The 19,727-nt window shown below is 59.8% G+C and carries 20 protein-coding genes; 11 read left to right on the top strand and 9 right to left on the bottom strand.

Features of this window, described 5'->3' with window-relative positions:
* Positions 1-482: 482 nt before the first annotated feature.
* From BGE01nite_RS23875 to trxA, 4 genes are all read right to left on the bottom strand, one after another.
* Positions 483-1,025 carry a hypothetical protein gene (locus BGE01nite_RS23875; RefSeq protein ID WP_146854474.1) on the bottom strand — a complete coding sequence of 181 codons (543 nt, stop codon included), beginning with the start codon at positions 1,023-1,025 and terminating at the stop codon, positions 483-485.
* A 33-nt stretch (positions 1,026-1,058) separates the two neighbouring features.
* Entirely contained in the window at positions 1,059-2,147 is a 1,089-nt protein-coding gene (locus BGE01nite_RS23870) for a transporter substrate-binding domain-containing protein (RefSeq protein WP_170267014.1), read from the bottom strand.
* A gap of 185 nt (positions 2,148-2,332) precedes the next feature.
* Entirely contained in the window at positions 2,333-2,824 is a 492-nt protein-coding gene (locus BGE01nite_RS23865) for a DUF6530 family protein (RefSeq protein WP_146854470.1), read from the bottom strand.
* Between the two features lie 290 nt (positions 2,825-3,114).
* Entirely contained in the window at positions 3,115-3,444 is a 330-nt protein-coding gene (trxA, locus tag BGE01nite_RS23860) for a thioredoxin (protein ID WP_146854469.1), read from the bottom strand.
* A 128-nt stretch (positions 3,445-3,572) separates the two neighbouring features.
* Between trxA and mazG the strand changes: the two genes are divergently transcribed.
* On the top strand, positions 3,573-4,367 hold the full coding sequence (mazG, locus tag BGE01nite_RS23855) for a nucleoside triphosphate pyrophosphohydrolase (RefSeq protein ID WP_146854468.1): 795 nt from the start codon (positions 3,573-3,575) through the stop codon (positions 4,365-4,367).
* Between the two features lie 103 nt (positions 4,368-4,470).
* Here the strand turns inward: mazG and BGE01nite_RS23850 are convergent, their stop codons facing one another.
* A complete protein-coding gene (locus BGE01nite_RS23850; RefSeq protein WP_146854466.1) occupies positions 4,471-5,694 on the bottom strand; it encodes a polysaccharide pyruvyl transferase family protein in 1,224 nt (407 codons plus the stop codon).
* 124 nt (positions 5,695-5,818) lie between these two features.
* On the opposite strand from BGE01nite_RS23850, the gene BGE01nite_RS23845 reads away from it, so the two are divergent.
* Positions 5,819-6,262 carry a hypothetical protein gene (locus BGE01nite_RS23845; RefSeq protein ID WP_146854464.1) on the top strand — a complete coding sequence of 148 codons (444 nt, stop codon included), beginning with the start codon at positions 5,819-5,821 and terminating at the stop codon, positions 6,260-6,262.
* Positions 6,263-6,268: 6 nt separating this feature from the next.
* Here BGE01nite_RS23845 and BGE01nite_RS23840 read toward each other — a convergent pair whose 3' ends face one another.
* On the bottom strand, positions 6,269-7,630 hold the full coding sequence (locus BGE01nite_RS23840; protein ID WP_146854462.1) for a PDZ domain-containing protein: 1,362 nt from the start codon (positions 7,628-7,630) through the stop codon (positions 6,269-6,271).
* 174 nt (positions 7,631-7,804) lie between these two features.
* Between BGE01nite_RS23840 and BGE01nite_RS23835 the strand changes: the two genes are divergently transcribed.
* From BGE01nite_RS23835 to BGE01nite_RS23805, 7 genes are all read left to right on the top strand, one after another.
* The gene (locus tag BGE01nite_RS23835; RefSeq protein WP_146854460.1) at positions 7,805-9,061 is read left to right on the top strand and encodes an ABC transporter permease; all 1,257 of its coding nucleotides are present in this window, start codon (positions 7,805-7,807) and stop codon (positions 9,059-9,061) included.
* 3 nt (positions 9,062-9,064) lie between these two features.
* Positions 9,065-10,570, top strand: coding sequence for an ABC transporter permease subunit (locus BGE01nite_RS23830; RefSeq protein WP_146854458.1), 1,506 nt, complete (start codon positions 9,065-9,067; stop codon positions 10,568-10,570).
* A 95-nt stretch (positions 10,571-10,665) separates the two neighbouring features.
* Entirely contained in the window at positions 10,666-12,564 is a 1,899-nt protein-coding gene (locus BGE01nite_RS23825; RefSeq protein WP_170267013.1) for an extracellular solute-binding protein, read from the top strand.
* Positions 12,564-13,550, top strand: a complete 987-nt coding sequence (locus BGE01nite_RS23820) for an oligopeptide/dipeptide ABC transporter ATP-binding protein (protein ID WP_146854532.1) — start codon at positions 12,564-12,566, stop codon at positions 13,548-13,550. The genes BGE01nite_RS23825 and BGE01nite_RS23820 overlap by 1 nt, the downstream gene beginning before the upstream one ends.
* Positions 13,547-13,732, top strand: a complete 186-nt coding sequence (locus BGE01nite_RS29835) for a type II toxin-antitoxin system HicA family toxin (protein WP_146854455.1) — start codon at positions 13,547-13,549, stop codon at positions 13,730-13,732. The genes BGE01nite_RS23820 and BGE01nite_RS29835 overlap by 4 nt, the downstream gene beginning before the upstream one ends.
* Positions 13,733-13,757: 25 nt before the next feature.
* On the top strand, positions 13,758-14,030 hold the full coding sequence (locus tag BGE01nite_RS29830) for a type II toxin-antitoxin system HicB family antitoxin (protein WP_146854453.1): 273 nt from the start codon (positions 13,758-13,760) through the stop codon (positions 14,028-14,030).
* 11 nt (positions 14,031-14,041) lie between these two features.
* Complete coding sequence (locus BGE01nite_RS23805; RefSeq protein ID WP_146854451.1) at positions 14,042-15,010, top strand: ABC transporter ATP-binding protein; 969 nt, start codon at positions 14,042-14,044, stop codon at positions 15,008-15,010.
* Between the two features lie 10 nt (positions 15,011-15,020).
* Here the strand turns inward: BGE01nite_RS23805 and BGE01nite_RS23800 are convergent, their stop codons facing one another.
* Entirely contained in the window at positions 15,021-15,917 is an 897-nt protein-coding gene (locus tag BGE01nite_RS23800) for a LysR family transcriptional regulator (protein WP_146854449.1), read from the bottom strand.
* 112 nt (positions 15,918-16,029) lie between these two features.
* Here BGE01nite_RS23800 and BGE01nite_RS23795 point away from each other — a divergent pair, with 112 nt between their 5' ends.
* Positions 16,030-16,455, top strand: a complete 426-nt coding sequence (locus BGE01nite_RS23795; protein WP_146854447.1) for a type IV pilin protein — start codon at positions 16,030-16,032, stop codon at positions 16,453-16,455.
* Position 16,456: 1 nt separating this feature from the next.
* Positions 16,457-17,044, top strand: coding sequence for a methyltransferase domain-containing protein (locus tag BGE01nite_RS23790; protein WP_170267012.1), 588 nt, complete (start codon positions 16,457-16,459; stop codon positions 17,042-17,044).
* 7 nt (positions 17,045-17,051) lie between these two features.
* Here the strand turns inward: BGE01nite_RS23790 and BGE01nite_RS23785 are convergent, their stop codons facing one another.
* On the bottom strand, positions 17,052-17,699 hold the full coding sequence (locus BGE01nite_RS23785; RefSeq protein WP_146854443.1) for a response regulator transcription factor: 648 nt from the start codon (positions 17,697-17,699) through the stop codon (positions 17,052-17,054).
* Positions 17,692-19,668, bottom strand: a complete 1,977-nt coding sequence (locus BGE01nite_RS23780) for an ATP-binding protein (protein WP_246145788.1) — start codon at positions 19,666-19,668, stop codon at positions 17,692-17,694. Before BGE01nite_RS23780 ends, BGE01nite_RS23785 begins: the two co-directional genes overlap by 8 nt.
* Positions 19,669-19,727 lie beyond the last annotated feature (59 nt).

The raw sequence follows: 19,727 nt of genomic DNA, 5'->3' as shown, positions 1-19,727 counted from the left end.
GCGCTGGGGAGTTCAATCCCACGCTGAAGCGTGAACAACGTTCGGCCTGAAGGTGATCAAGGTGGGACAGGAGCCGTTTGCGATGGTTTGCGATGGTTTGCGATGGTTGGCCGTTGTTTGCGATGGTTGCCAGAGGAGTCCGATCCGGTTCAATCCGACTGGATCCGACCTGATGGGATGGAGGAGGTGGGGGGAGCTGGCGGGATCGGTGGCTCATCACACGGAGTGGTGATGGCTACTTTGCTGGCGCGCTTCGGAAGGAACCGTTTGCGATGGTTTGCAGTGGTTGGCCGTTGTTTGCGGTGGTTGCCAGAGGAGTCCGATCCGAGTCAATCCGACTGGATCCGACCTGAGGTGGTGGCGCGAGCGGTCTTCTCGTTCTGGCGAACGAGCTTACGGGCTGAGGGTGATCCAGGTGGATCGCAGTAGATCAAGGCTGGTTTGCTGGCGAGGGGGCACCTCAGGCGAGACCCTTGGAGGCCTCAACATTCAGGGAATCTCAAGCCCGTAATGGCATGAAGAAAGTCATACCCTTGCTCGGGACTTTTGTAGCAAGAATGGTCATTCCCGAAGTAGGCTCGTTCGACCTTAAGTGATGAATCCCAGCGTCGCAGGTATCGCTGAACTCGCTCTGGTTTGACGCCCCAGATTCGGTTGAGCTTTTCGGCGTCGCCGAGCTTGGGCTCATCCAAGTCCCAGATCTCGGGGGCAGGCACAAACTCATCCACGAGAGTCGAACCTTCATACATCTGGTACTCCCATACGATATGCTCCAGAAACGACACTACGATCCAGGGACATTGAAGCTCGGCTCCCAGCCGGGTGTAGATCTGATAGGGATCGTGTTGGCGTGAGCGTATCCAGACGAGGGCCGACGTTGTGTTGGATTGGATTTGAGCTTCCGCCTCATAGTCAAACTGGGGGCTGTTCACCGTGACCTTCCCATCATCACAAATCTCCAGAAGCCAACGCTCAAGCGACTCATGCCCTGGGGTGCGAAACGCGGCGATGTAAGCGTTGCTCATCGTGCAGATGGAAGACGATGGTGAAGCCCCTGACTACTGGTCCTCGCCGAAGTATTTTTTGCGGAGTTCGTTGCCGACGCCTTGCTCGGAGAGCTTGAGGAGGGCTTGGTTAAGCTTTTCGCGGAGGGGACTGTCCTGCTGGAGGGCGAAGGCGTAGTTCTGGCGCATGAACATCTGGCCGACCATCTGGAGCTTTTCGTCGTTGAGCTTGCCGGCTTCATACTGGAGCACGGGGGCATCATAAACGACGGCTTGGACTTTGCCGTCCTTGAGAGCGAGGACGCAGTCGGTGACGGTGGCGAGGGGCTCGACCGTGGCGCCTTTGGCGGTGAGCCAGGTCTCGGCGGTGCTGCCTTTCACCGTGGCGACTTTGCGGCCGGGGAGATCGCCAGGGCCGCTGATATCGCCCTTGAGAGTATTGATGGTGAGGGTGGTGGTGAAGGAGGCGGTGAGGAGGGAGACGAGGACGATGCTGAGGAGCATCCAGACGATGGCGATGATGCGGCCACCGACGCCGACGGGGCCTTTATTGTCCGCGCCGCCGACGAGGAGGGTGCTGATGGTCCACCAGAAGGATTCCCAGAGGCCGGCTTTGTAGCTTTCGGGCCATTGGTCGCCATTGATCTTATGCTCATACCGCCAGACGAGATGGGAGATGATGAGCATGGTGAACAGCAGCAGCAGGAACATGCCGATGAGCTCGAGATTGAAGAGGTTCTTGATGAGGGCGAGCATGCTGTCTGCAAAGCTGCCGCTGCCGCCGGAGGTGAGGATCTGCAGGCCGGACTCGTAGAAGGGCTGGGAGAAGTCGATGATCTCCTCACGCTGGGCGGTGACGCTGATGGCGCCGACGCCGACATCGGCGGTCTTGTTTTTGAGGGCGTCGATGACGTCGGCGGCGGTGTTGACCACCTGGACTTCGTATTGCAGGCCTGTTTCACGGGAGAGCTGGTCCCACAGCTCGGCGGCGTAACCGACACGGCGGCCGTCTTTCTCAAAGGAGAAGGGCTCGAGATTGCGGGTGGCGACGCGGAGCTTGGTGCCGGGAGCCTGCGCGGCAGCCGGGGTCACACAGCCGAAGAAGAACGAGGCGACGAGGAGCAGCGAGAGAAGCAAGCGCATGGTGCGTGTCATACTAAGCGCCACAAAATCCGTCAACTCAGGAAAGCGGCGGGCTGAGCGCACCACCCGTTAGTCCCAGCACTAGAAAGGGACCAGGAAGAGATGGTCGATTAGCCGGCAGACAGGCGCTCCTCACGGAGAATCGCGGTCTGCCAGCCGTCTTCAAAATCTTCCATCCCCTCGCCTCAGTTCCCTGCCCCGTATCCCAAGTCTTTGAGAGCCGCTGCCAGACGCTGGAGTCGCTCGCCGATGCGTTCGTCTTCCTTGTTCAGGCAGTCGCGGAACAGCTTCACATCTTCATCGATCATCTCGTTGTTGGTGTTGATCGACACGGACATCGCCGCGCCCTGAAGATCGATCCGACCAATCTGCGGGGCTTTAGGATCATAGAGCTTCTCGAAGCGGTAGGCTTCTTTCATATGCTTCTTCGCCTCACAGATCAGCAGGGCCAGGTCCAGCACCCGGTGGAGCGGAAGCTCTTCCGACTGGCGCGACCACTTTTCACCCGTGTGGCGCCAGACCTTGGCGGAGATGTCCACCTTGCCGCGCTCATTCCACTGGGCCAGCCCGAGGGAGAGCCCCATGGCGTCGGTATCGCCAGCGTATTGGCCGTCAATCTGGTTGTAGTTCTCGGCCACGATGACGGCCTTGTGCTTGAGGTGATTGGGAATATCCATGTGCGGTTCGATTTACTGAGTTAGTAATTTACTAAATTAGTAAACAACTAAATTTAGACTCAGCAAATGGTTTTGTTGTTTGGGGATGGCGTCCCCCTTCCTTGCCTAGTGCTCTCGGGATCTTAGAGCGGTGCTAAACCTTCAGAATCAGTCATCTGTGATCTCTGCGTTATCTGCGGTCCAATTCTGGGAGGTCCCCAGCCCACGAAAAGGCGGGTGACCCAGCCGAAGCTGAATCACCCGCCTAAAGCAACCAACAGTCAAAAATCAGTCAACTACCCAGCCAGCGATCAGGCGATCGCGTCCAGCTTGCTGGCGAGGGCAGCCTTGGACTGCACGCCGACGACGGTGTCCTTCACAGCGCCGTCCTTGATGAAGAGCAGCATGGGGATGGAGCGGACGTTGAACTTCTGCGCCAGGCCTGGGTTCTCATCCACGTTCACCTTGGCCACCTTCACAGCGCCGGCTTTCTCGGTGGCGAGCTGGTCCAGCACCGGGCCGAGCATGCGGCAAGGGCCGCACCATTCAGCCCAGAAGTCCACGATCACGGGCACGGTGGAAGAGGAGATTTCAGCGTCAAAGTTTGCTTCGTTCAGGTTCAGGACAAGTTCAGAGGCCATAGAGGTGGGGTTTGGATAATGAGTTACGCGGGGAGATCCAAAAAGGAGACAATCAGTGGGTAGGCACTCCGGACGGAGGCGCAAACTTTTTCCATGCCAGGGGCGGTTTTTCGCGCTAGCGGCAGGGCATGAGTCTCGATCACCCCGACGGCCTGACCCGCCTCCGTCACATCGTCCATCGCCTGCGTGCTCCGGGGGGCTGCCCCTGGGACATGGAGCAGACCCACGAGACCCTGATTCCCCACGTGCTGGAGGAGGCCTACGAGGTGGTGGATGCCATCAAGAGCGGCAATCCGGAGCTGATCTGCGAGGAACTCGGGGACCTGCTGCTCCAGCCTGTGCTGCACGCCGAGATCGCCAGCGAGACCGGTGCCTTTGACCTGGACAAAATGGCCCACGGCCTCTCGGAAAAGCTGATCCGCCGGCATCCGCATGTGTTTGGCGAGGCCAGCGCGGCCACCTCAGACGCAGTTTTGACCCAGTGGGACGCCATCAAGCGCCAGGAAAAAGGCACGCAGAAGGAAGGCATGCTCCACGGGGTCGGCTCCGGTCTGCCTGCGCTGATGCGCGGCCAGAAGCTGCAGAAAAAGGCGGCGCGCGTGGGCTTTGACTGGCCGGATGCCGGGCCTGTCTTTGGCAAGCTGCGCGAGGAGATCGCCGAACTGGAGGAAGCCGTGGCCAAGGGTGAGACGGCTGCGATGGAAGAGGAGCTGGGCGACCTGCTTTTCAGCGTGGTGAATCTGGCGCGCAAGCTGGGGATCGACTCCGAGCCGGCACTGGCTGCCGCGAACGAAAAGTTTGTTCGGCGCTTCCACGCCATCGAGGAGAAGCTCACCAACGCGGGCAAGAAGCTCGGGGAGTGTACTCTTGAGGAGATGGACGCGGCGTGGGATGCGGTGAAGCGCGAGAGCAAGGGAAGCTGACTTACCACTGATAGACACTAATGAGCACTGATACTGATCAAGCCCTCTGAGGCTTGGTCATCAGTGACTATCAGTGTCCATCAGTGGTAAGAATGGTTAGGCTTCAGGCAGGCGTGCTGAGTTCCTTCACCTTCGCCATGGACTTGCGCTGAAGTTCGTTCACGAGATCGCGCGCCTTCTCCGCCTTCGCTTTCGCTGCCGCAGGGTCTTTGGCCATCGCGAGCACGGCAGGGAGGATGCCGGGGATCTCGCTTTCCTCGTCGATGTTGAAGAGCCATTCGCCGAGACCGATGTCACGCCACATGAGGCCCTTGCTCGTTTGCTCAGCCCAGCGGCAGACGATGGCGGGGATGCCATTGCCGATGCACATGATGGGGCTGTGCATCTCCGCGCCGAAGAGCCCGGCGCTACGCACGTAGGTGCTCAGGGCTTCATCGGTGAGCCAGTAGTTAGGCCGCCAGACCACGCGGTCCTTCACATCTGCGGGCAGTTTGTCGATCAGCATCTCTTTGCCGATCTCCATCTGGCTGGCGTCTTCTGGACAGACGAGCACTTTCATCTCGGTCTGCTTCACGACTTGCACGATGGCCTCGCGCAGGGGCGCGAGATCATGCTCCTTCATCGCTTCATTCCGGGCATGCTTCTTCTCGTCAAAGGCATAACCTTTTTTGATTTTCCAGTAGGGGGTATTGCGGTAGCGCGGGATGCAGCAGAGGAACTTTCCTTTTTCGAGCTGATGCTCTTGGAGAAATGCATCTGCCGCTGCATCGTTGCGCAGATCCACGGCGAAGGAGCCTTCCGGACAGAACTCCATGAGTGCTGAGGTCACGCCATGATCCTTGGCAAACTTCAGCGACACGGAATCGCGGAAATAGACGAACTTCGCGCCGCTGAGGAGATCGCGGGATTCGTCGTCCTTCGCGGCATAGGTGATGCAGTAGATGCCATAGGGCTTGCCGGTTTCTTTGGCCCACTTGGCCACATCTTTCTTCGCCACGAAGCCCGGTCCGGAACCATGCAGCAGGAAGTCACACTCCTTCAGCGCGGCGAGGATGTCCTCGCGCCCGTTGATGATCTTCAGCTTTGGAAAGCGCTTCATCAGCATCTCCTCCACGCCATTGCTCACACTGCTGGGCCAGAGGCGGATCTCGGCCTCCGGCAGATGCTGCTCCAGCAGATGCAGCACGCCGGGGGTGTGGGCGATGTCGCCGATGTTCACTGTCTGCCAGGAGGAACGCAGGACGATACGGGGCGCGCGCTTCTCCTGGGCGAGCACGGGAGCGATGGCGGCAAGAATGGCAGAGGAGAGAAAGTGGCGGCGGTCCATGGTATGTGAAGTGCAAGGGTAGACTGAAACCGCGAGGCTTTGGACAGCTTTTTCTTCGGGCGGAGCCCTGATGAAGCTGTCAGTGGCAAAAGATGCCTCCCGCGGAACGTTTTGCAGGATCATCATGCCCCGCCTCCTTTTTCTCCTGTTTGCTTCCGCCTTGCTTTCCTCCTGCTCCATGGCCTTTAAAAAGGAGTGGCGGCAGGCTCTCCAAGCAGGCCCCAAACCCGGGGTCGAGGGAGCCTGGTCAGGCACCTGGAAAAGCGATGTGAACGGCCATCATGGCCGTCTGCGCGCCGTTGTGGGCCCCGTCAAAAATGCCGAAGGTGACCATAATTTCCGCTACCATGCCACCTGGGCGAACATCATCAGCGGCTCCTATCTGGCCGAGCATCGCGTGAAGCCTGCCAAGGACAAAAGCGGCAGCACCTTCACCGGCCAGCATGACATGCCGGGATGGGCTGGCGGACGCTACACCTACTGCGGCACGGTGAAGGGTGATGAGTTCAGCGCCTGCTACCAGTGCTCCATGGACAAAGGCACCTTCACCATGAAGCGGGTGAGGTAGACCCGTTTACTGAATGAGCTTCTGACCCGGAGTGTGCATGATCTGCTGCCGGGTGATGGTGATCACACGGGCGGCACCGCCATCCGCAGGCTGGATGCGCAGGGACACCGCCGTGCCTGCCTCCCCCCGGATCAGGCCGACGACATCGGCGAGATTGGTGTCCTTGGCATCCACCCACTGCCCGGCACCATCACTCACCGCCAGGATGCGATCCCCCTTTTGCAGCGTGCCCGCGCGTTGGGCAGCGCTGCCATCCATCAGGCCACTGACCACGGGCAGGCCCTGCTCAGTCCCTAACGCAGCGCCGATCCCCACCGGGGCAGAAGCACGGATGCCTGTCTGGGTGGCATTGCGCTCCGCCTCGTCGGTCAGCGTGGCGGCCCACTGCATGGCCGCACGAGTGTCCTTCGCTGCCCACTCCCGGGCCACGGCCTGCAGGATTTCCACTCTTCCCGGCGTGTCGGCTGGCAGTTGCTGGGCATGCCGGGCCGCGCCCACGGCATCCCTTTCCGCCTGGCTCTCGATGATGCTGGCCTGGAGCTCCGCGCGCGTGACCAGATCCGGGACCGTGGCAGCCCATTTCATGGCCGCTTCCGGATCCTCAGCGGCCCAGCCATCGGCAAACCGGTGCATGAAGGCCATCTGCTGCTGGCCCGTCAGCTCATTGCCGAGCGCAAAAGCCGCCGCCGGATCAGTCTTCACCAGAGTCGCCGCGACCTCCGCCAGCAGGGACCCACGTATGCTTCCCTTTATAAACTCCCGTGCGAAAGCAGCTACCTCTTGAGGACTGACGTCCTTGCTCCTGCTCTTCAGCAGGTGCAGTCCGAGCGCTCCGGCGATGCCGAGCTCGCTGCTCACCGTCAAAACCTCAGGACTATGCCGCCAGCTTCGCAAAAGCGCCCCCATCGCCGCCTCACGATCCAGTACTCCCGGAATGCGTTTGAGCAGCGCCAGCGAATCCGCAGGCTTCTGGCTGAGTGCCAGTTGCTCAAACATGCCCCGGATGAAGGCCGTTCGATTCTGGAGATCGGTATATCCATTCAACTGCTCCATCCGGCTCATCGCTGCCTCGGCACCCATACCCGCCAGATCCCAGCCCTCCCGCTCGAAGCGATGACGGTTCGGCACCCCGTTGTTAAGGAGGTCCCTGGCCGCCACTCCAGGCGACCTCGGATCCACAGCTTTCCCGGAGGACGACAGCGACCCCGCTTTTTCGACCTTCGCCACCCGGTCCTGTGGCGGTTTTTCAGCCTTGGGCTTTTCTACACTCACCTCCGGCGGCTTCGTCATCAGATAGGTCACCCCTGCCCCGGCACCAAAGGCCAGGATCAAAACCATGACACGCGGGAGAGATGTGGCGGAGTTCATGACAAGGGACCTTGGAATCCACAACGTGTGAACTGTTCGAAGATTGGGAAGGCACGCAGGGAAAGTCACGCATTAAGAAAAGACTAAACGGCAACCACCTGAGTCCGCAAAAATAGACACAAATCCTTGTGCCCCGCATGCGTATGTCTGAAGCTATCTGTCTGCTACCGCCTCATGCGCGACTATTTCCTCCGACGTTTCCTTCTCATCCTTCCGACCTTGCTCGGGGCGACGTTGGTTGTTTTTGGTATCACCCGCATCGTCCCCGGCGGTCCCATGGAGAGGGCCATGCAGTCCGCCCTGGCCAGTGAGCGCGGCGGCGGCTCTAAGAATGCTGGAGCATCCATGACCGACGAGCAGAAAGAGGAGATGGCTGCTTACTACGGCTTCGACAAACCTTTCCTGCCTGCCTACGCGGCCTGGCTCGGCGTCTGGCCGCGAGAGGAGTCCAAGCAATGGATCAAGTTTGAAGAGGGCAAAGACGAGATGCCCGTGACCCTGAAGATGCTGCTTCCGCGTGACCAGTGGACCGCCACGAATGCCTACAAGGTCACCCAGGCCACCATGAAGCGCGATGGCACCCTGAATGGGCCGGATGCGGATGTGGTGGCCCATTACAAAACACATCCCGAGCCTGAGAAGCAGCGCGTGGCGGTGTTTCATCCCACCTTCAGCGGCCTGCTGCAGGGGAACTTCGGCCTCTCCACGAACTACAACATGGATGTCCTGGACATGATGATCTCCAAGATGCCCGTGTCCCTCTTCTACGGCCTGCTCACCTTCTGCATCGCCTACATCGTCTGTATCCCTCTGGGCATCCTGAAGGCCATCAAGCACCGCACGGTGATCGATAACGTCACCTCCATCCTCATCTTCATCGGTTACTCCATCCCCGGGTTCTTGCTCGGCAGTCTGGTCGTGGTGTATCTCGCGGCGCGCATGGGCTGGTTCCCCACGGAAGGCTTCACCAGTGAGAACTTTGCCTCCCTCACCCTTGGCGGAAAGATCTGGGACATCATCCATCACGCCATCCTGCCGCTCGCCTGCTACATGATCACCAGCTTTGCCTTCCTGACCATGCTCATGAAGAACAACCTGATGGACAACCTCGCTGCCGACTACGTGCGCACGGCCATCGCCAAAGGCGCCAGTTACAAGCACGCGGTGCTCGGTCATGCACTGCGGAACTCGCTGATCCCCATCGTCACCACGCTCGGCAGCATCACCACCGTGTTTGTCGCAGGCTCGCTCCTGATCGAGCGCATCTTCAACATCGACGGCTTCGGCCTGCTCACCATCCAGAGCATCACCGACCGCGACTACCCGCTGGTGATGGGCATCCTCACGCTGGACGTGATCCTCATCATGTTGGGTAACATCCTCTCTGACTACCTCGTCGCGCTCACGGACCCACGCGTGCGCTTCCATTGACCCATGTCTCCACGCACCACAGGCATCCTTCTCATTGTCTTCTCGCTGCTCTCCCTGGTGCAGCGGCTGGCCGGGCTGCACGTGCCGGTGATCAAGATCCCGTTCCTGGCTGGCAGCATTGTTGGTTATGCCCTTGCCACTCTTTTACTGACCCTTGGAGCGTGGCTGGTCCTGCGCGGCAAAAAGGAGTGGAACATCTCCCCGCTGACCTTGAAGAAGCTGCAGCGCTTCACCCGCATCCGCCGCGGTTATGCCTCCTTTCTCATCCTTCTGTCCCTCACCGGCATCGCCTCGCTGGACAGCCTGCTCGTCGGCAAGCGCGCCTTGATCGTGAGTTACGAGGGCAAGCTCAGCTTCCCTTTTGTGCATGGTGTCATTCCTGCCAGCACCTATGGGCTCTCCGGAGATGGAGAGGCGGACTACCGCGAGATGAAGAAGAGCTTTGAAAAGGAAGCCAAGGGCAACTGGGTGGTCATGCCGCCCGTGCCCTATGATTCCTCGCTCGATACTCCAGAAACGATCGAAACGCTGGAGATGAAAAACGGCAAACTGCTGCGCCATGGCCAGCCTTACAATGGCGCCGCCTACACGGTCTTTGCCACGAACCCGACGCTGAAGCGTCAGGAGTTCCAGTTCCGCGGCGGTGTGAAGCATGGTGATTTCCGCGGCTACGATGACAAAGGCCAGACCATCGAACAGGGCATGTATGCCCAGGGCAACCGCACCAAGTACAGCGACTTCATTGAAGGCAAGGCCGCCGCCTTTGAAGGCCAGGCCAGTGATGTCTGGCAGCGCCTTGTGTATCCGCCTGCGGCCCCCTCGATCGCGCAGAAGCATTTCCTCGGCACGAACACGACCGGAACTGATGTGCTGGCCAATTTGTTTGGTGGCTTGCAGCAATCGTTGATCGCATCAGTTCTCTTCGTGACGTTCGTGTTCACCGCAGGTGTGATGATCGGCGGCACGCTGGGCTACTTTGGCGGCTGGGTAGACATGCTCGGGCAGCGATTGATCGAGATCTGGCAAGTGCTGCCCTTTCTTTTTGTCGTGATGATCATCGGCTCACTCGTGGGTCCCACTTTGCCATTGCTTGTCGTTCTCCTTGCAGCGTTCAAGTGGATGGAAACCACGACCTATCTACGCACCGCCACCTTCAAAGAAAAGGAACGGGACTATGTGGCCGCCGCACGACTCCTTGGCATGGGAACCCAGCGCATCATTTTTCATCATGTGCTGCCCAACGTGATCGCCATTCTTGTGACACTCGCACCCTTTGTCGTCGCGGATGTCATCACTGCGCTCGCCGCTCTGGACTTCCTCGGCTTCGGCCTGCCGCCAGACCTGCCGAGCTGGGGCCGCCTCCTCCATGAGGGCGTGGATAACTTCAACTACCCCTGGATCGTCACCAGCGCCTTCGTGGCCATGGGCTTGGTCCTCGTGCTCGTCACCTTCGTGGGTGAGGCCGTGCGCGAAGCCTTCGACCCGAAAAAATTCACCACCTACCAATGATCGTAGAACCACCAGTGAAGTGCGAGGAACGACGCAGCATGAAGCGCATCGCTTTGTGGGCTTGGGCTCTTTGCTCTCTGCTCTTGGCTCTTGGCTTGCCGTCCTGCTCCCGTGACGATGACGAGCGCTTCCCGCCCTATGACAACACGGCGGAAGTGGAGGCCGAATGGAAAGCGCATCCCGAGGTCTACCAGTTCAAGACTCCCGCCGACCTTCCGCCTAACCTAAAGTGGGAAACAGGCGCGGACTATCCGGAGCTCGGCGATCCAGCAGCGAAGAAGGGCGGCACCTTCCACTACGACATGCCGAACTTCCCGCCCACCCTGCGCTTCATGGGTCCGGATGGCGGCAACACCTTCCGCAGCGAGCATTGGGACAACATCGAGATGTCCCTCGTCCAGCTCCATCGCAATGTGGGCAAATGGATGCCCTGCATCGCGGAAGCCTGGGCCATCGGTGATGACCGCAAGACCGTCTATTTCAAGCTGGATCCATCCGCCACCTATTCGGATGGCGTGAAGATCACGGTCGAGGACTTCTTCATGACGCTGTACATCGCGCGCTCGAAGTACACCAAGGACCCCTACTCGTATGCCTATGCGCATGAGCACTACGCCTCCATTGCCAAATACGATGACCGCACCTTGTCGATCTCGCTGGTGGAGACGGCGGCAGATCCTGTGCTGCTCACCGGTGCCCCGCAGGATGGTCTCGGCGGTCCCATGCCACGCCATTTCTTCCGCGAGTTTGGCGATGACTTCCCCGCCCGCTACCAGTGGCGCAAGATGCCAACCACCGGCGCTTATGACATCCTGCCTGAGGATGTGAAGTATGGCCGCAGCGTCACGCTGACCCGCGTGAAGAACTGGTGGGCCAAGGACAAAAAGTATTATCGCTACCGCTACAACGCCGACCGCTTCATCTATCAGATGGTGCCGAATCTCGACACCGCGTTTGAGCTCTTCCGCCAGGGCAAGATTGACCTCTTCAGCTCCGCCGCGCAGATGCTGCCACCTAACTACTGGTATGACAAAGGAGACATCCCCGAACTGCTGAACGGTTACGTGGAGCGCTACACCTTTTACAATGACTTCCCGCAGATCCCGCGCTGCCTCTATATCAACCAGAGCAAGCCCTTCCTGGACAATCTAGATGTCCGCACCGGCCTGCACTACGCCATGGATATCGAGAAGGTCATCGCGCTGGTGCTGCGTAGTGACCCCGTGCGCATGCAGAACAGCTGGTCAGGCTTCGGCCGCTTCATGAATCCGAATCTGCGCGCGCTGCCCTATGATCCCGTGAAAGCGCAGGAGCACTTTGCCAAGGCAGGCTTCACCAAGCGCAATGCTGATGGCATCCTTGTGAATGCCGAGGGCAAGCCGCTCTCCTTCACTCTCACGATCGGCACCTACCCCGCCTACACGCAGGCGGCCCTGATCTGGAAGGAAGGCGCGCGCAAGGCCGGCCTGGATCTCAAGATTGAGTCCATCGACTTCACCCAGCTCTTCAAGAAAGGTGAGGAGAAGGAGCATGAGATCATCATGGCCGGTTTCGGCGCCACGCCGCCCTTCCCGGAGATGTGGCAGTTCTTCCACTCCAGCAACGCTTACGAGATGAAGGACGGCAAGAAGGTGAAGAAGGCCAACACCACCAACTTCACCATGACGGACAACCCGGAGCTGGACAAGCTGATCGACCTGCAGCGCAAGGCCCCAAATGAAGATGAGATGCAGCGCCTGTGCTGGCAGATCGAGGAGATCGCGCACAACAGCCGCTGCCAGATCACCACCTGGGAGACACCGCTCTACCGCTACTTCCACTGGCGCTGGCTGCGCTGGCCAAAGGATGGCAATTTGAAACAGACCCGCGAGGGTCTGGACTCCTTCACCTGGTGGATCGATGAAGACATCCGCAAAGAGACCATGGATGCCATGCGCGAAGGCAAGAGCTTCGGTGAGATGTCCCGCGTGTTTGACCAGTATCGCATGAAATGATGAGCAGCACGGCCCCCATCCTCCAAGTCCATGATCTGGTGACGGCCTTCGACACCGACGCAGGCCGAATGACGGCGGTCGATGGCGTGTCTTTCGATGTGCCGCGTGGCAAGACGCTCGGCATCGTCGGCGAATCTGGCTGCGGCAAAAGTGTCACCGCGTTCTCCATCACACGACTCCTCCCCCAGCCGCATGGGAAAATCCTCGGCGGCCGGATCGAGTTTGAAGGGAAGGACCTCGTCACCCTGCCGCATGAGGACATGCGCAATCTGCGTGGCAATGACATCTCCATGATCTTCCAGGAGCCGATGACGGCGCTGAATCCCGTGCAGACCGTGGGCAAGCAGCTCGCCGAAGCCATTCTGTTGCATGAGGATGCAAACCTGGATACCGTGCGCGCACGCTGCCTGGAGATGATGAAAAAGGTGCGCATCCCGGCGGCCGAGCAGCGCCTGAATGAATACCCGCACCAGCTCAGCGGCGGCATGAGGCAGCGCGTGATGATCGCCATGGCGCTGATCAACACACCCAAGCTGCTCATCGCCGATGAACCCACCACCGCTCTCGATGTGACCGTGCAGGCGCAGATCCTGGACCTGATCAAGGACCTGCAAAGTGACCTCGGCATGAGCGTGATCCTCATCACCCATGACCTCGGTGTCATCGCTGAAGTGTGTGATGAAGTCGCTGTCATGTATGCCGGCCGCATCGTCGAGCGTGCCAGCGTCTACGATCTCTTTGCCAACCCGCGTCACGCCTACACACGCGGCCTGCTGGACTCCATCCCGAAGCTCGACAGCACGCCAAAGACCAAGCTGAAAGCCATCCCCGGCAACGTCCCCTCCATCGCCGACTTCAAACCCGGCTGCCGCTTCGCCGAGCGCTCCGGCCGCGAACATACTTTGCAGGAGCTCGGCACCCGGCCTGCGTTCGTTGAAATCGCTCCTAACCACTTGGTGGAGAACTGCCCGGTCTGCGTCTCATGAAGGTCCGACAAGTACTGCAACGCCTTCACGAGGAAGGGTGGACTCTCAAAGCCACCAAGGGCAGTCACCGTCAGTTCGTTCATGCTCTGAAACCGGGTAAAGTGACACTCCCCGGGCATCCATCGGACGAAATTTCCCCTGGAACGTGGAACAGCATCCGCAAACAAGCAGGTTGGAAATGAAGCCCGCTTCTGCTATCATCAAGTCATGAAATATCTCTTCATCATTGAGAAAGGCACCCGGAACCTCTCCGGCTATTTTCCGGATGTCTCGGGCTGCGTCACAACAGGCAGGACCGTTGAGAAAACACTCACGAATGCACGAGAAGCCTTGGATTTGCACTTCGAGAACGAAACCAGGTTTCCACGTGCCAAATCCTTGTCCTGGCACCTCGATAAGGGTGGCCTAAAGCTTGCCCCCACGGATCTTGTGACCTGGGTTCAGTATGAACAGACGCCTAGCGTGACTGCACGCGCTTGATTGCTGCCTCCATGTCCCTCCTCACCGTCCAAAACCTCCAGCAGCACTTCCCCGTCCGCGGCGGTGTGCTCAGGCGCGCTGTAGCCTCCTGCAAAGCGGTGGATGGTGTGTCTTTCGAACTCGGCAAGGGCGAGACACTCGGCCTCGTGGGTGAATCCGGCTGTGGCAAGACGACGCTGGGCAAGGCCATCGCGCGACTGCTCAAACCAACCTCCGGCCAGATCACCTTTGACGGCCAGGACATCACTCATAAGAGCATGGGCGAGCTGCGCCCCATGCGGCGGAACATGCAGATGATCTTCCAGGATCCGGCGGAATCGCTGAATCCTCGCCACACGGTGCGGGACATCCTGGAAGAGCCCTTCATCGTGCAAAAGATCGGCACCAAGGAAGAGCGCCGGAAGTGGGTGCTGGACCTGCTGGACAAAGTCGGCCTAGCCAATAGTGCCGCAGAAAAATTCCCTTTTGAGTTCAGCGGCGGGCAGCGTCAGCGCATCGGCATTGCCCGCGCCATCGCCTTGAAGCCGAAGCTCATCGTCTGTGACGAACCTGTGTCCGCGCTGGATGTGTCCGTGCAGAGCCAGGTGCTGAATCTCCTGCTCGATCTCCAGCGTGACATGGGCCTGAGCTATCTCTTCATCGCCCATGGTCTCAGCGTGGTGAAGCACATGAGTGATCGCGTGGCCGTGATGTACCTCGGCAAGATCATGGAGCTGGCTCCGGCTGAGATGCTTTATCACAGCCCGCGCCATGCCTACACAAAGGCTTTGCTGGATGCCATTCCGGTCCCGGATCCCTCGCTGCGCCGCTCACGCAAACTGTTGCAGGGAGACGTGCCATCTCCCATCAATCCACCGCCCGGCTGTGCCTTCGGCCACCGCATGAAGCATCCGAACTGGGAGCAAAGCGTCGGCATGGATCTCTCGCTCAAGGAAGTCTCGCCCGGTCACTGGGTGCAGCTCTGCCCTTGCTGCACGTGACTCATCGACATCACGGCGCGCGGCCTGAATGCAACCGCCCGAGCTCGTCTGCCATATGTGATGCACCTTCGAGGAAGGTCTCAATCAAAGGGGTCGGCTTCCCCTGCCACATGGCCACATAGGTGAGCGGCGGAAAGTCCGTCAGCCTCAGACGCCGCGTGCCCTTCGGAGGTGAAGTGTCCGGTTGATCGACAATCAGCCCAACCCCAAACCCCTGCGCCACATACTCGGCCACTAGATCCAAAGCCGCGAGCTCCAGCGCCGGATACCACTCGATCTTCCGCCTCTGCAGCTCATGCTGAAACGTCCGGCACAGCGCATCTCCCTCCTCCACGCAGATGAGAGGCTCCTCGATGCGGTCCTGCTTCCAAAAATCATCCGCGCTTTTGATGCGGCTTTTCTCACGCACCAGCAGCGCCATGGGCAGGGACAGCAAATCGCGATGACGCATGCCTGCCGAGGGCTTGCCAAACATGCTCGTCACCACCAGGTCCAGTTCACCGGATAATAAGCGAGCCTCAAACTCACCCTGCCAGCCCGTGAACAGGGAGAACTCCAGCCTCGCGAACCTCTGCTTCAGTGCCTTCAGAAGCCTGGGCAGGTAGCAGTATTGGATGGCGGCAGGCGCGCCCACGCGAAGGTGCACTTCATTGCCACCGCGCAGCCTCTCCGCCATCTTCGGCAGGCCGGAAAAAAAGGGCTCGATGAAGGCAAAGAGCTCCCTGCCATGGTCCGTCAGTTCAAACGGCCTGCGCTGAAACAAGGTCACCCCCACGCTGTCCTCCAGCTGGATGATCTGCGCGCTGATGGCAGGCTGCTGGATGCCATACGGAATGTGGCGCGCGGCAGCGCTCACGCCCTGGTGCTTCGCCACATAATAAAACAGTTCCAGATGGTGGATGTTCACGCGCTGATCCTAGCGGCTTCGCGAAACCGGCACAACGCCAATGAGAGATGCCTCGCCCGGTAACAAGTACTTGAACAATTCCAGTCTGGCAGGAGCGTTCCGGCTCTCTCTCTTGAAAAAGCACCTCCAGCGTTCACCCTTCGCCCGATGCCGCGCCGCCTTCAGTGTGGTCGAGATGCTCATCGTCGTCGCCATCATCGGTGCCCTGTCCGCGGTGGTGATCTCCTTCTACGGTCGCTATCACCGGGACGTGGTCCTGCGCGTGCGTGACCAGCGCAATGCCCAGGAGATCACCTCTCTCACCATGGGCGCGAATGCTGCTGGCGCGGAGGTCATCGCGCCGGATGACATGGAGCAGACCATCCTCAATCTGATCGAGGGACGAAACGGCAAGGTCGGTGCCTTCAAAGGACATCACTTCGGCCTCAGCAAGCTCACCGCGGAAGAGATTGCGGGAGCCATGAGGTATCTGCGGTGGCATGCAGGCTTCCCTTCCTACGTCCCGGAAGGCGTGCCAGCCGTAGATGCAGGTAACTGACATGACTGACTGGGACCAACTCTACGTCGAGGGTGAGACACCCTGGAACAAAGGCCTGCCATCGCCCCCCATGAAACAATGGGTGACGCATAACAAACCGTCTGGCAACGCTCTCGTCCCGGGCTGCGGACTGGGACATGACCTGCTCATGCTGGTGAAGCATGAGGTGGATGCCCTGGGCCTCGACATCTCCGAAACAGCCGTGGCTCGGGCCAGGGAGACCCATCCGGCCATCGCCGATCGCTTCGTGCTCGGGGACCTCTTTGCCACACCTGCGGATTGGAAAGGCTCTTTTGACTATGTCTTTGAGCACACCTGCCTCTGCGCCCTACCACCGGAATGGCGCGGGAAGTATGAACAGGCCGTCCATACGCTTTTAAAGCCCGGCGGCCTGCTGGTGGGAGTGTGGTACATGGAGCCTGACATGGAGCCCGGCGAGTCCGGACCTCCCTTCGGCATCTCCGTGCCTGAGTTGGATCATTTGTTTGGCGCCCCACGCTGGCAGCCTGTGGAGGATTACATCCCCACCACCGCCTTTGACGGCCGCATGGGCCGTGAAAGGCTGCGCGTGCTGAGGAAGACAGCGTGACCTCGGCTCACACCAGGCCTTCCTTCACCGCCTTCGCGATGGCGCTGCCACGACTGCGCACCTGCAGTTTCTCATACACCCCGCGGATGTATTCATCCGCCGTGTAGTAGCCGATGCCAAGATCTGCCGCCGCTTCCTTGATGGTCTTTCCGGCCACCAGAAGGTGAAGGATCTCCAGCTCACGCGGTGTCAATCCATAGTCCTTCTGCGGCGCTGCCGTGTTCGCCTTGGAAAACATCTCCAGCACGCGCCGCGCAATCGTCGGGTTGATTGGCGATCCTCCTGCCGCCGCGCTGCGAATAGCTCCGGCAATGTCTTCCGGACTCGAGGTCTTCAAAAGATATCCCGCTGCTCCTGCGCAGATGGCGCGGAAGATTTTATCATCCTCCTCAAACACCGTCAGGATCACGATCGCCATCTTCGGCGCCAGTTGACGAAGTCTCGCGATGGCATCAATCCCATTCATCCCAGGCAACCCCACATCCAGCAGCAGCACCTGCGGCGCCACCTCAGATGTGAGTGCCGCAAACGCATCCTCACAAGCTGTGAAGCGCTTCCCACAAGCAATCCCTTCCACACGATTCAGCGCACGCGCCAGTCGCTCGCCATACGTTTTGTGATCTTCAATGAGCCAGACTTGGATGGATTCAGGCATGCAGTGGCAAAGTAAGTGTTAGCGTGGTGCCTTGCGGCGAAGAAATGATCTCAGCAGACCCTTGGTGCTTCTCCGCACGGCGACGAAGATTCATGAGGCCCATACCTGACGTGATGACCGTGGTGTCAAAGCCACGACCATTGTCATGGATCGTGAGCACGACCGCATCCTGAACCTGCGCAAGCTTGATCTTCACCTCGGTGGCAGCGGCATGACGGGTGATGTTATGCAGCACTTCTTTAAACATGAGGATGAGGTCACGCTGCCGGTCCACGGAGAGGCGCTTGGTCTGCACATGCTCATCCAGATCCAGCGTGTGCGAGATGCCGCGCAGCATGCGGTCGGCGGTGTCACGCAGAAGAGTCGGCAGATCATCCGCGCCATAACGTTCGCTCTGCATGAGACGGGTGATATCACGCATGGCGGCCACGGTTTCATCCGCGATGTCCTTGATCTCCACCAAGTCGTCACGGCTCTGCCCGCTCTGACCACCCACCGCCAGAATGTCCTGCGCGATAAGCGCGATGCTTCCCAAACTGCTGCCTATCTCATCATGCAAATCCTGGGCGATGCGCTGGCGCAGCCGCTCCATCTCTGCACGCCGTTCACGACGCTGACGATGCAGCCAAAGCCACACGCCAATCATAACCACAAGTGCAACAACAATGAGCACTCCAAAGCCAAGCCGCTGCATGCGTTGCGTGATCTCAACTCGTCTCCCCTCGATGAGCACGAGCTGATGCTGTATCTCTCTTCGCTTCGACAAACCCGCCAGCCACTCCGGCCAGTCGACGATGTCTGCACCACTCGCAAAGCCATCCACCAAGGCCGCGCGCGACCAGCCCTCCGCCTCGGTGGTGTCCGAGGAACCCACAAAGCTCCCTGGCGCGATGTTCTTGTCTCCTGACCAGACCTGCATCTCCGCCATCGCCAGCACCACGCTGCCATTGCTGACATGCGGGTCCAGCACATTGAGCCGCACAAAACGCGCCTGACGTCCACCCGCTGGAATGGTCACCACATTGTCTCCAGGCACCGCATCGTAACTACCCGACTGCGGCGGTGAGAGCACACGCGGCGGATCATTGTCCTCCTCACGCAGCTCGATCTGATAATGCACCGGAAAGCCATAGCCCTGGCTGTGTGCGAACTGCGGCGGGTGCGATGGGAAGAGCCTGATTTCATCAAGGGTTGCCGGATTCCCGAGATCAATCTCCACCCACGGCAGATAGGTCATCTTCCGCTCACTCACCGGCTTGCTGCGAAAGCCGAGTGTCGAGCTGCTGCGCGTGCCCAGGGGAGGTCCGAGCACCGTGTGACCATCCACGAGATTGATGCGGCCCCAGTCCGGTCGCGTGCCCTGGCTGCTGCTTGCGCGCACCGCCGGAGGTCCCATGACCTCGATCTTTGCCGCGAGGTTCTCCTTGCCCTGCAGCAGCATGATCTCGCCGAGTGCGAAGAAAAAACGTCCCTTATCACCAGCGAGGCGCGTGGCTGTGACGCGCACCTTTTGCACCTGCCTGCCGCCCGCAGGAATCACCACCGGCAGCAGACCAGGATTCGGATAATCCTCGCTCGTATGATCCGCGATGATCGTGCGCTGGTTGTCCTCGCCCTCGCTCAGCAGCTCGACAAAAAACCTTCGCGGAAATCCATACCCTTCGCCGACCGAACTGCCATTCGGGGGCGGCGCAATGAGTACCACCGCATCCAGCGCCTGCGCCTGGCCGAGATTCAGTTCCACCCACTCCGCCTTGGACTCAGAGGTGGCGTATTCCGTATGCCAGCCCAGCCGCTGCGTGAGCTGCACAGGTGGCGTTGCAGGAAGATCCGCCAGACCTTGCTGCAAAGAAGCGCGCTCCGCCTCCAGCGCCTGGATCTCCGGCACCCAGGCCAGCCCATCAGCACAGGCCGCCCGCCCCCAAAGCAGCAGGGCAGCAGCAAACCATGGATGGAAGGGAAATCGCACGAGCCACGCACCCTAGCGAGTCCACGCTGAAACCGCCACCGCCTTCTCCGAATGAAGCT

Source organism: Prosthecobacter gellanilyticus, assembly GCF_007992435.1.
GTDB lineage: Bacteria > Verrucomicrobiota > Verrucomicrobiia > Verrucomicrobiales > Verrucomicrobiaceae > Prosthecobacter > Prosthecobacter gellanilyticus.
This window is presented reverse-complemented; position numbering and strand designations above follow the sequence as displayed.

Bases quoted from the DNA above. Each gene is read 5' to 3' on its own strand.
- BGE01nite_RS23875 (WP_146854474.1), bottom strand. From the start codon at position 1,025: ATGAGCAACGCTTACATCGCCGCGTTTCGCACCCCAGGGCATGAGTCG.
- BGE01nite_RS23870 (WP_170267014.1), bottom strand. From the start codon at position 2,147: ATGCGCTTGCTTCTCTCGCTGCTCCTCGTCGCCTCGTTCTTCTTCGGC.
- BGE01nite_RS23865 (WP_146854470.1), bottom strand. From the start codon at position 2,824: ATGGATATTCCCAATCACCTCAAGCACAAGGCCGTCATCGTGGCCGAG.
- trxA (WP_146854469.1), bottom strand. From the start codon at position 3,444: ATGGCCTCTGAACTTGTCCTGAACCTGAACGAAGCAAACTTTGACGCT.
- mazG (WP_146854468.1), top strand. From the start codon at position 3,573: ATGAGTCTCGATCACCCCGACGGCCTGACCCGCCTCCGTCACATCGTC.
- BGE01nite_RS23850 (WP_146854466.1), bottom strand. From the start codon at position 5,694: ATGGACCGCCGCCACTTTCTCTCCTCTGCCATTCTTGCCGCCATCGCT.
- BGE01nite_RS23845 (WP_146854464.1), top strand. From the start codon at position 5,819: ATGCCCCGCCTCCTTTTTCTCCTGTTTGCTTCCGCCTTGCTTTCCTCC.
- BGE01nite_RS23840 (WP_146854462.1), bottom strand. From the start codon at position 7,630: ATGAACTCCGCCACATCTCTCCCGCGTGTCATGGTTTTGATCCTGGCC.
- BGE01nite_RS23835 (WP_146854460.1), top strand. From the start codon at position 7,805: ATGCGCGACTATTTCCTCCGACGTTTCCTTCTCATCCTTCCGACCTTG.
- BGE01nite_RS23830 (WP_146854458.1), top strand. From the start codon at position 9,065: ATGTCTCCACGCACCACAGGCATCCTTCTCATTGTCTTCTCGCTGCTC.
- BGE01nite_RS23820 (WP_146854532.1), top strand. From the start codon at position 12,564: ATGAGCAGCACGGCCCCCATCCTCCAAGTCCATGATCTGGTGACGGCC.
- BGE01nite_RS29835 (WP_146854455.1), top strand. From the start codon at position 13,547: ATGAAGGTCCGACAAGTACTGCAACGCCTTCACGAGGAAGGGTGGACT.
- BGE01nite_RS29830 (WP_146854453.1), top strand. From the start codon at position 13,758: ATGAAATATCTCTTCATCATTGAGAAAGGCACCCGGAACCTCTCCGGC.
- BGE01nite_RS23805 (WP_146854451.1), top strand. From the start codon at position 14,042: ATGTCCCTCCTCACCGTCCAAAACCTCCAGCAGCACTTCCCCGTCCGC.
- BGE01nite_RS23790 (WP_170267012.1), top strand. From the start codon at position 16,457: ATGACTGACTGGGACCAACTCTACGTCGAGGGTGAGACACCCTGGAAC.
- BGE01nite_RS23785 (WP_146854443.1), bottom strand. From the start codon at position 17,699: ATGCCTGAATCCATCCAAGTCTGGCTCATTGAAGATCACAAAACGTAT.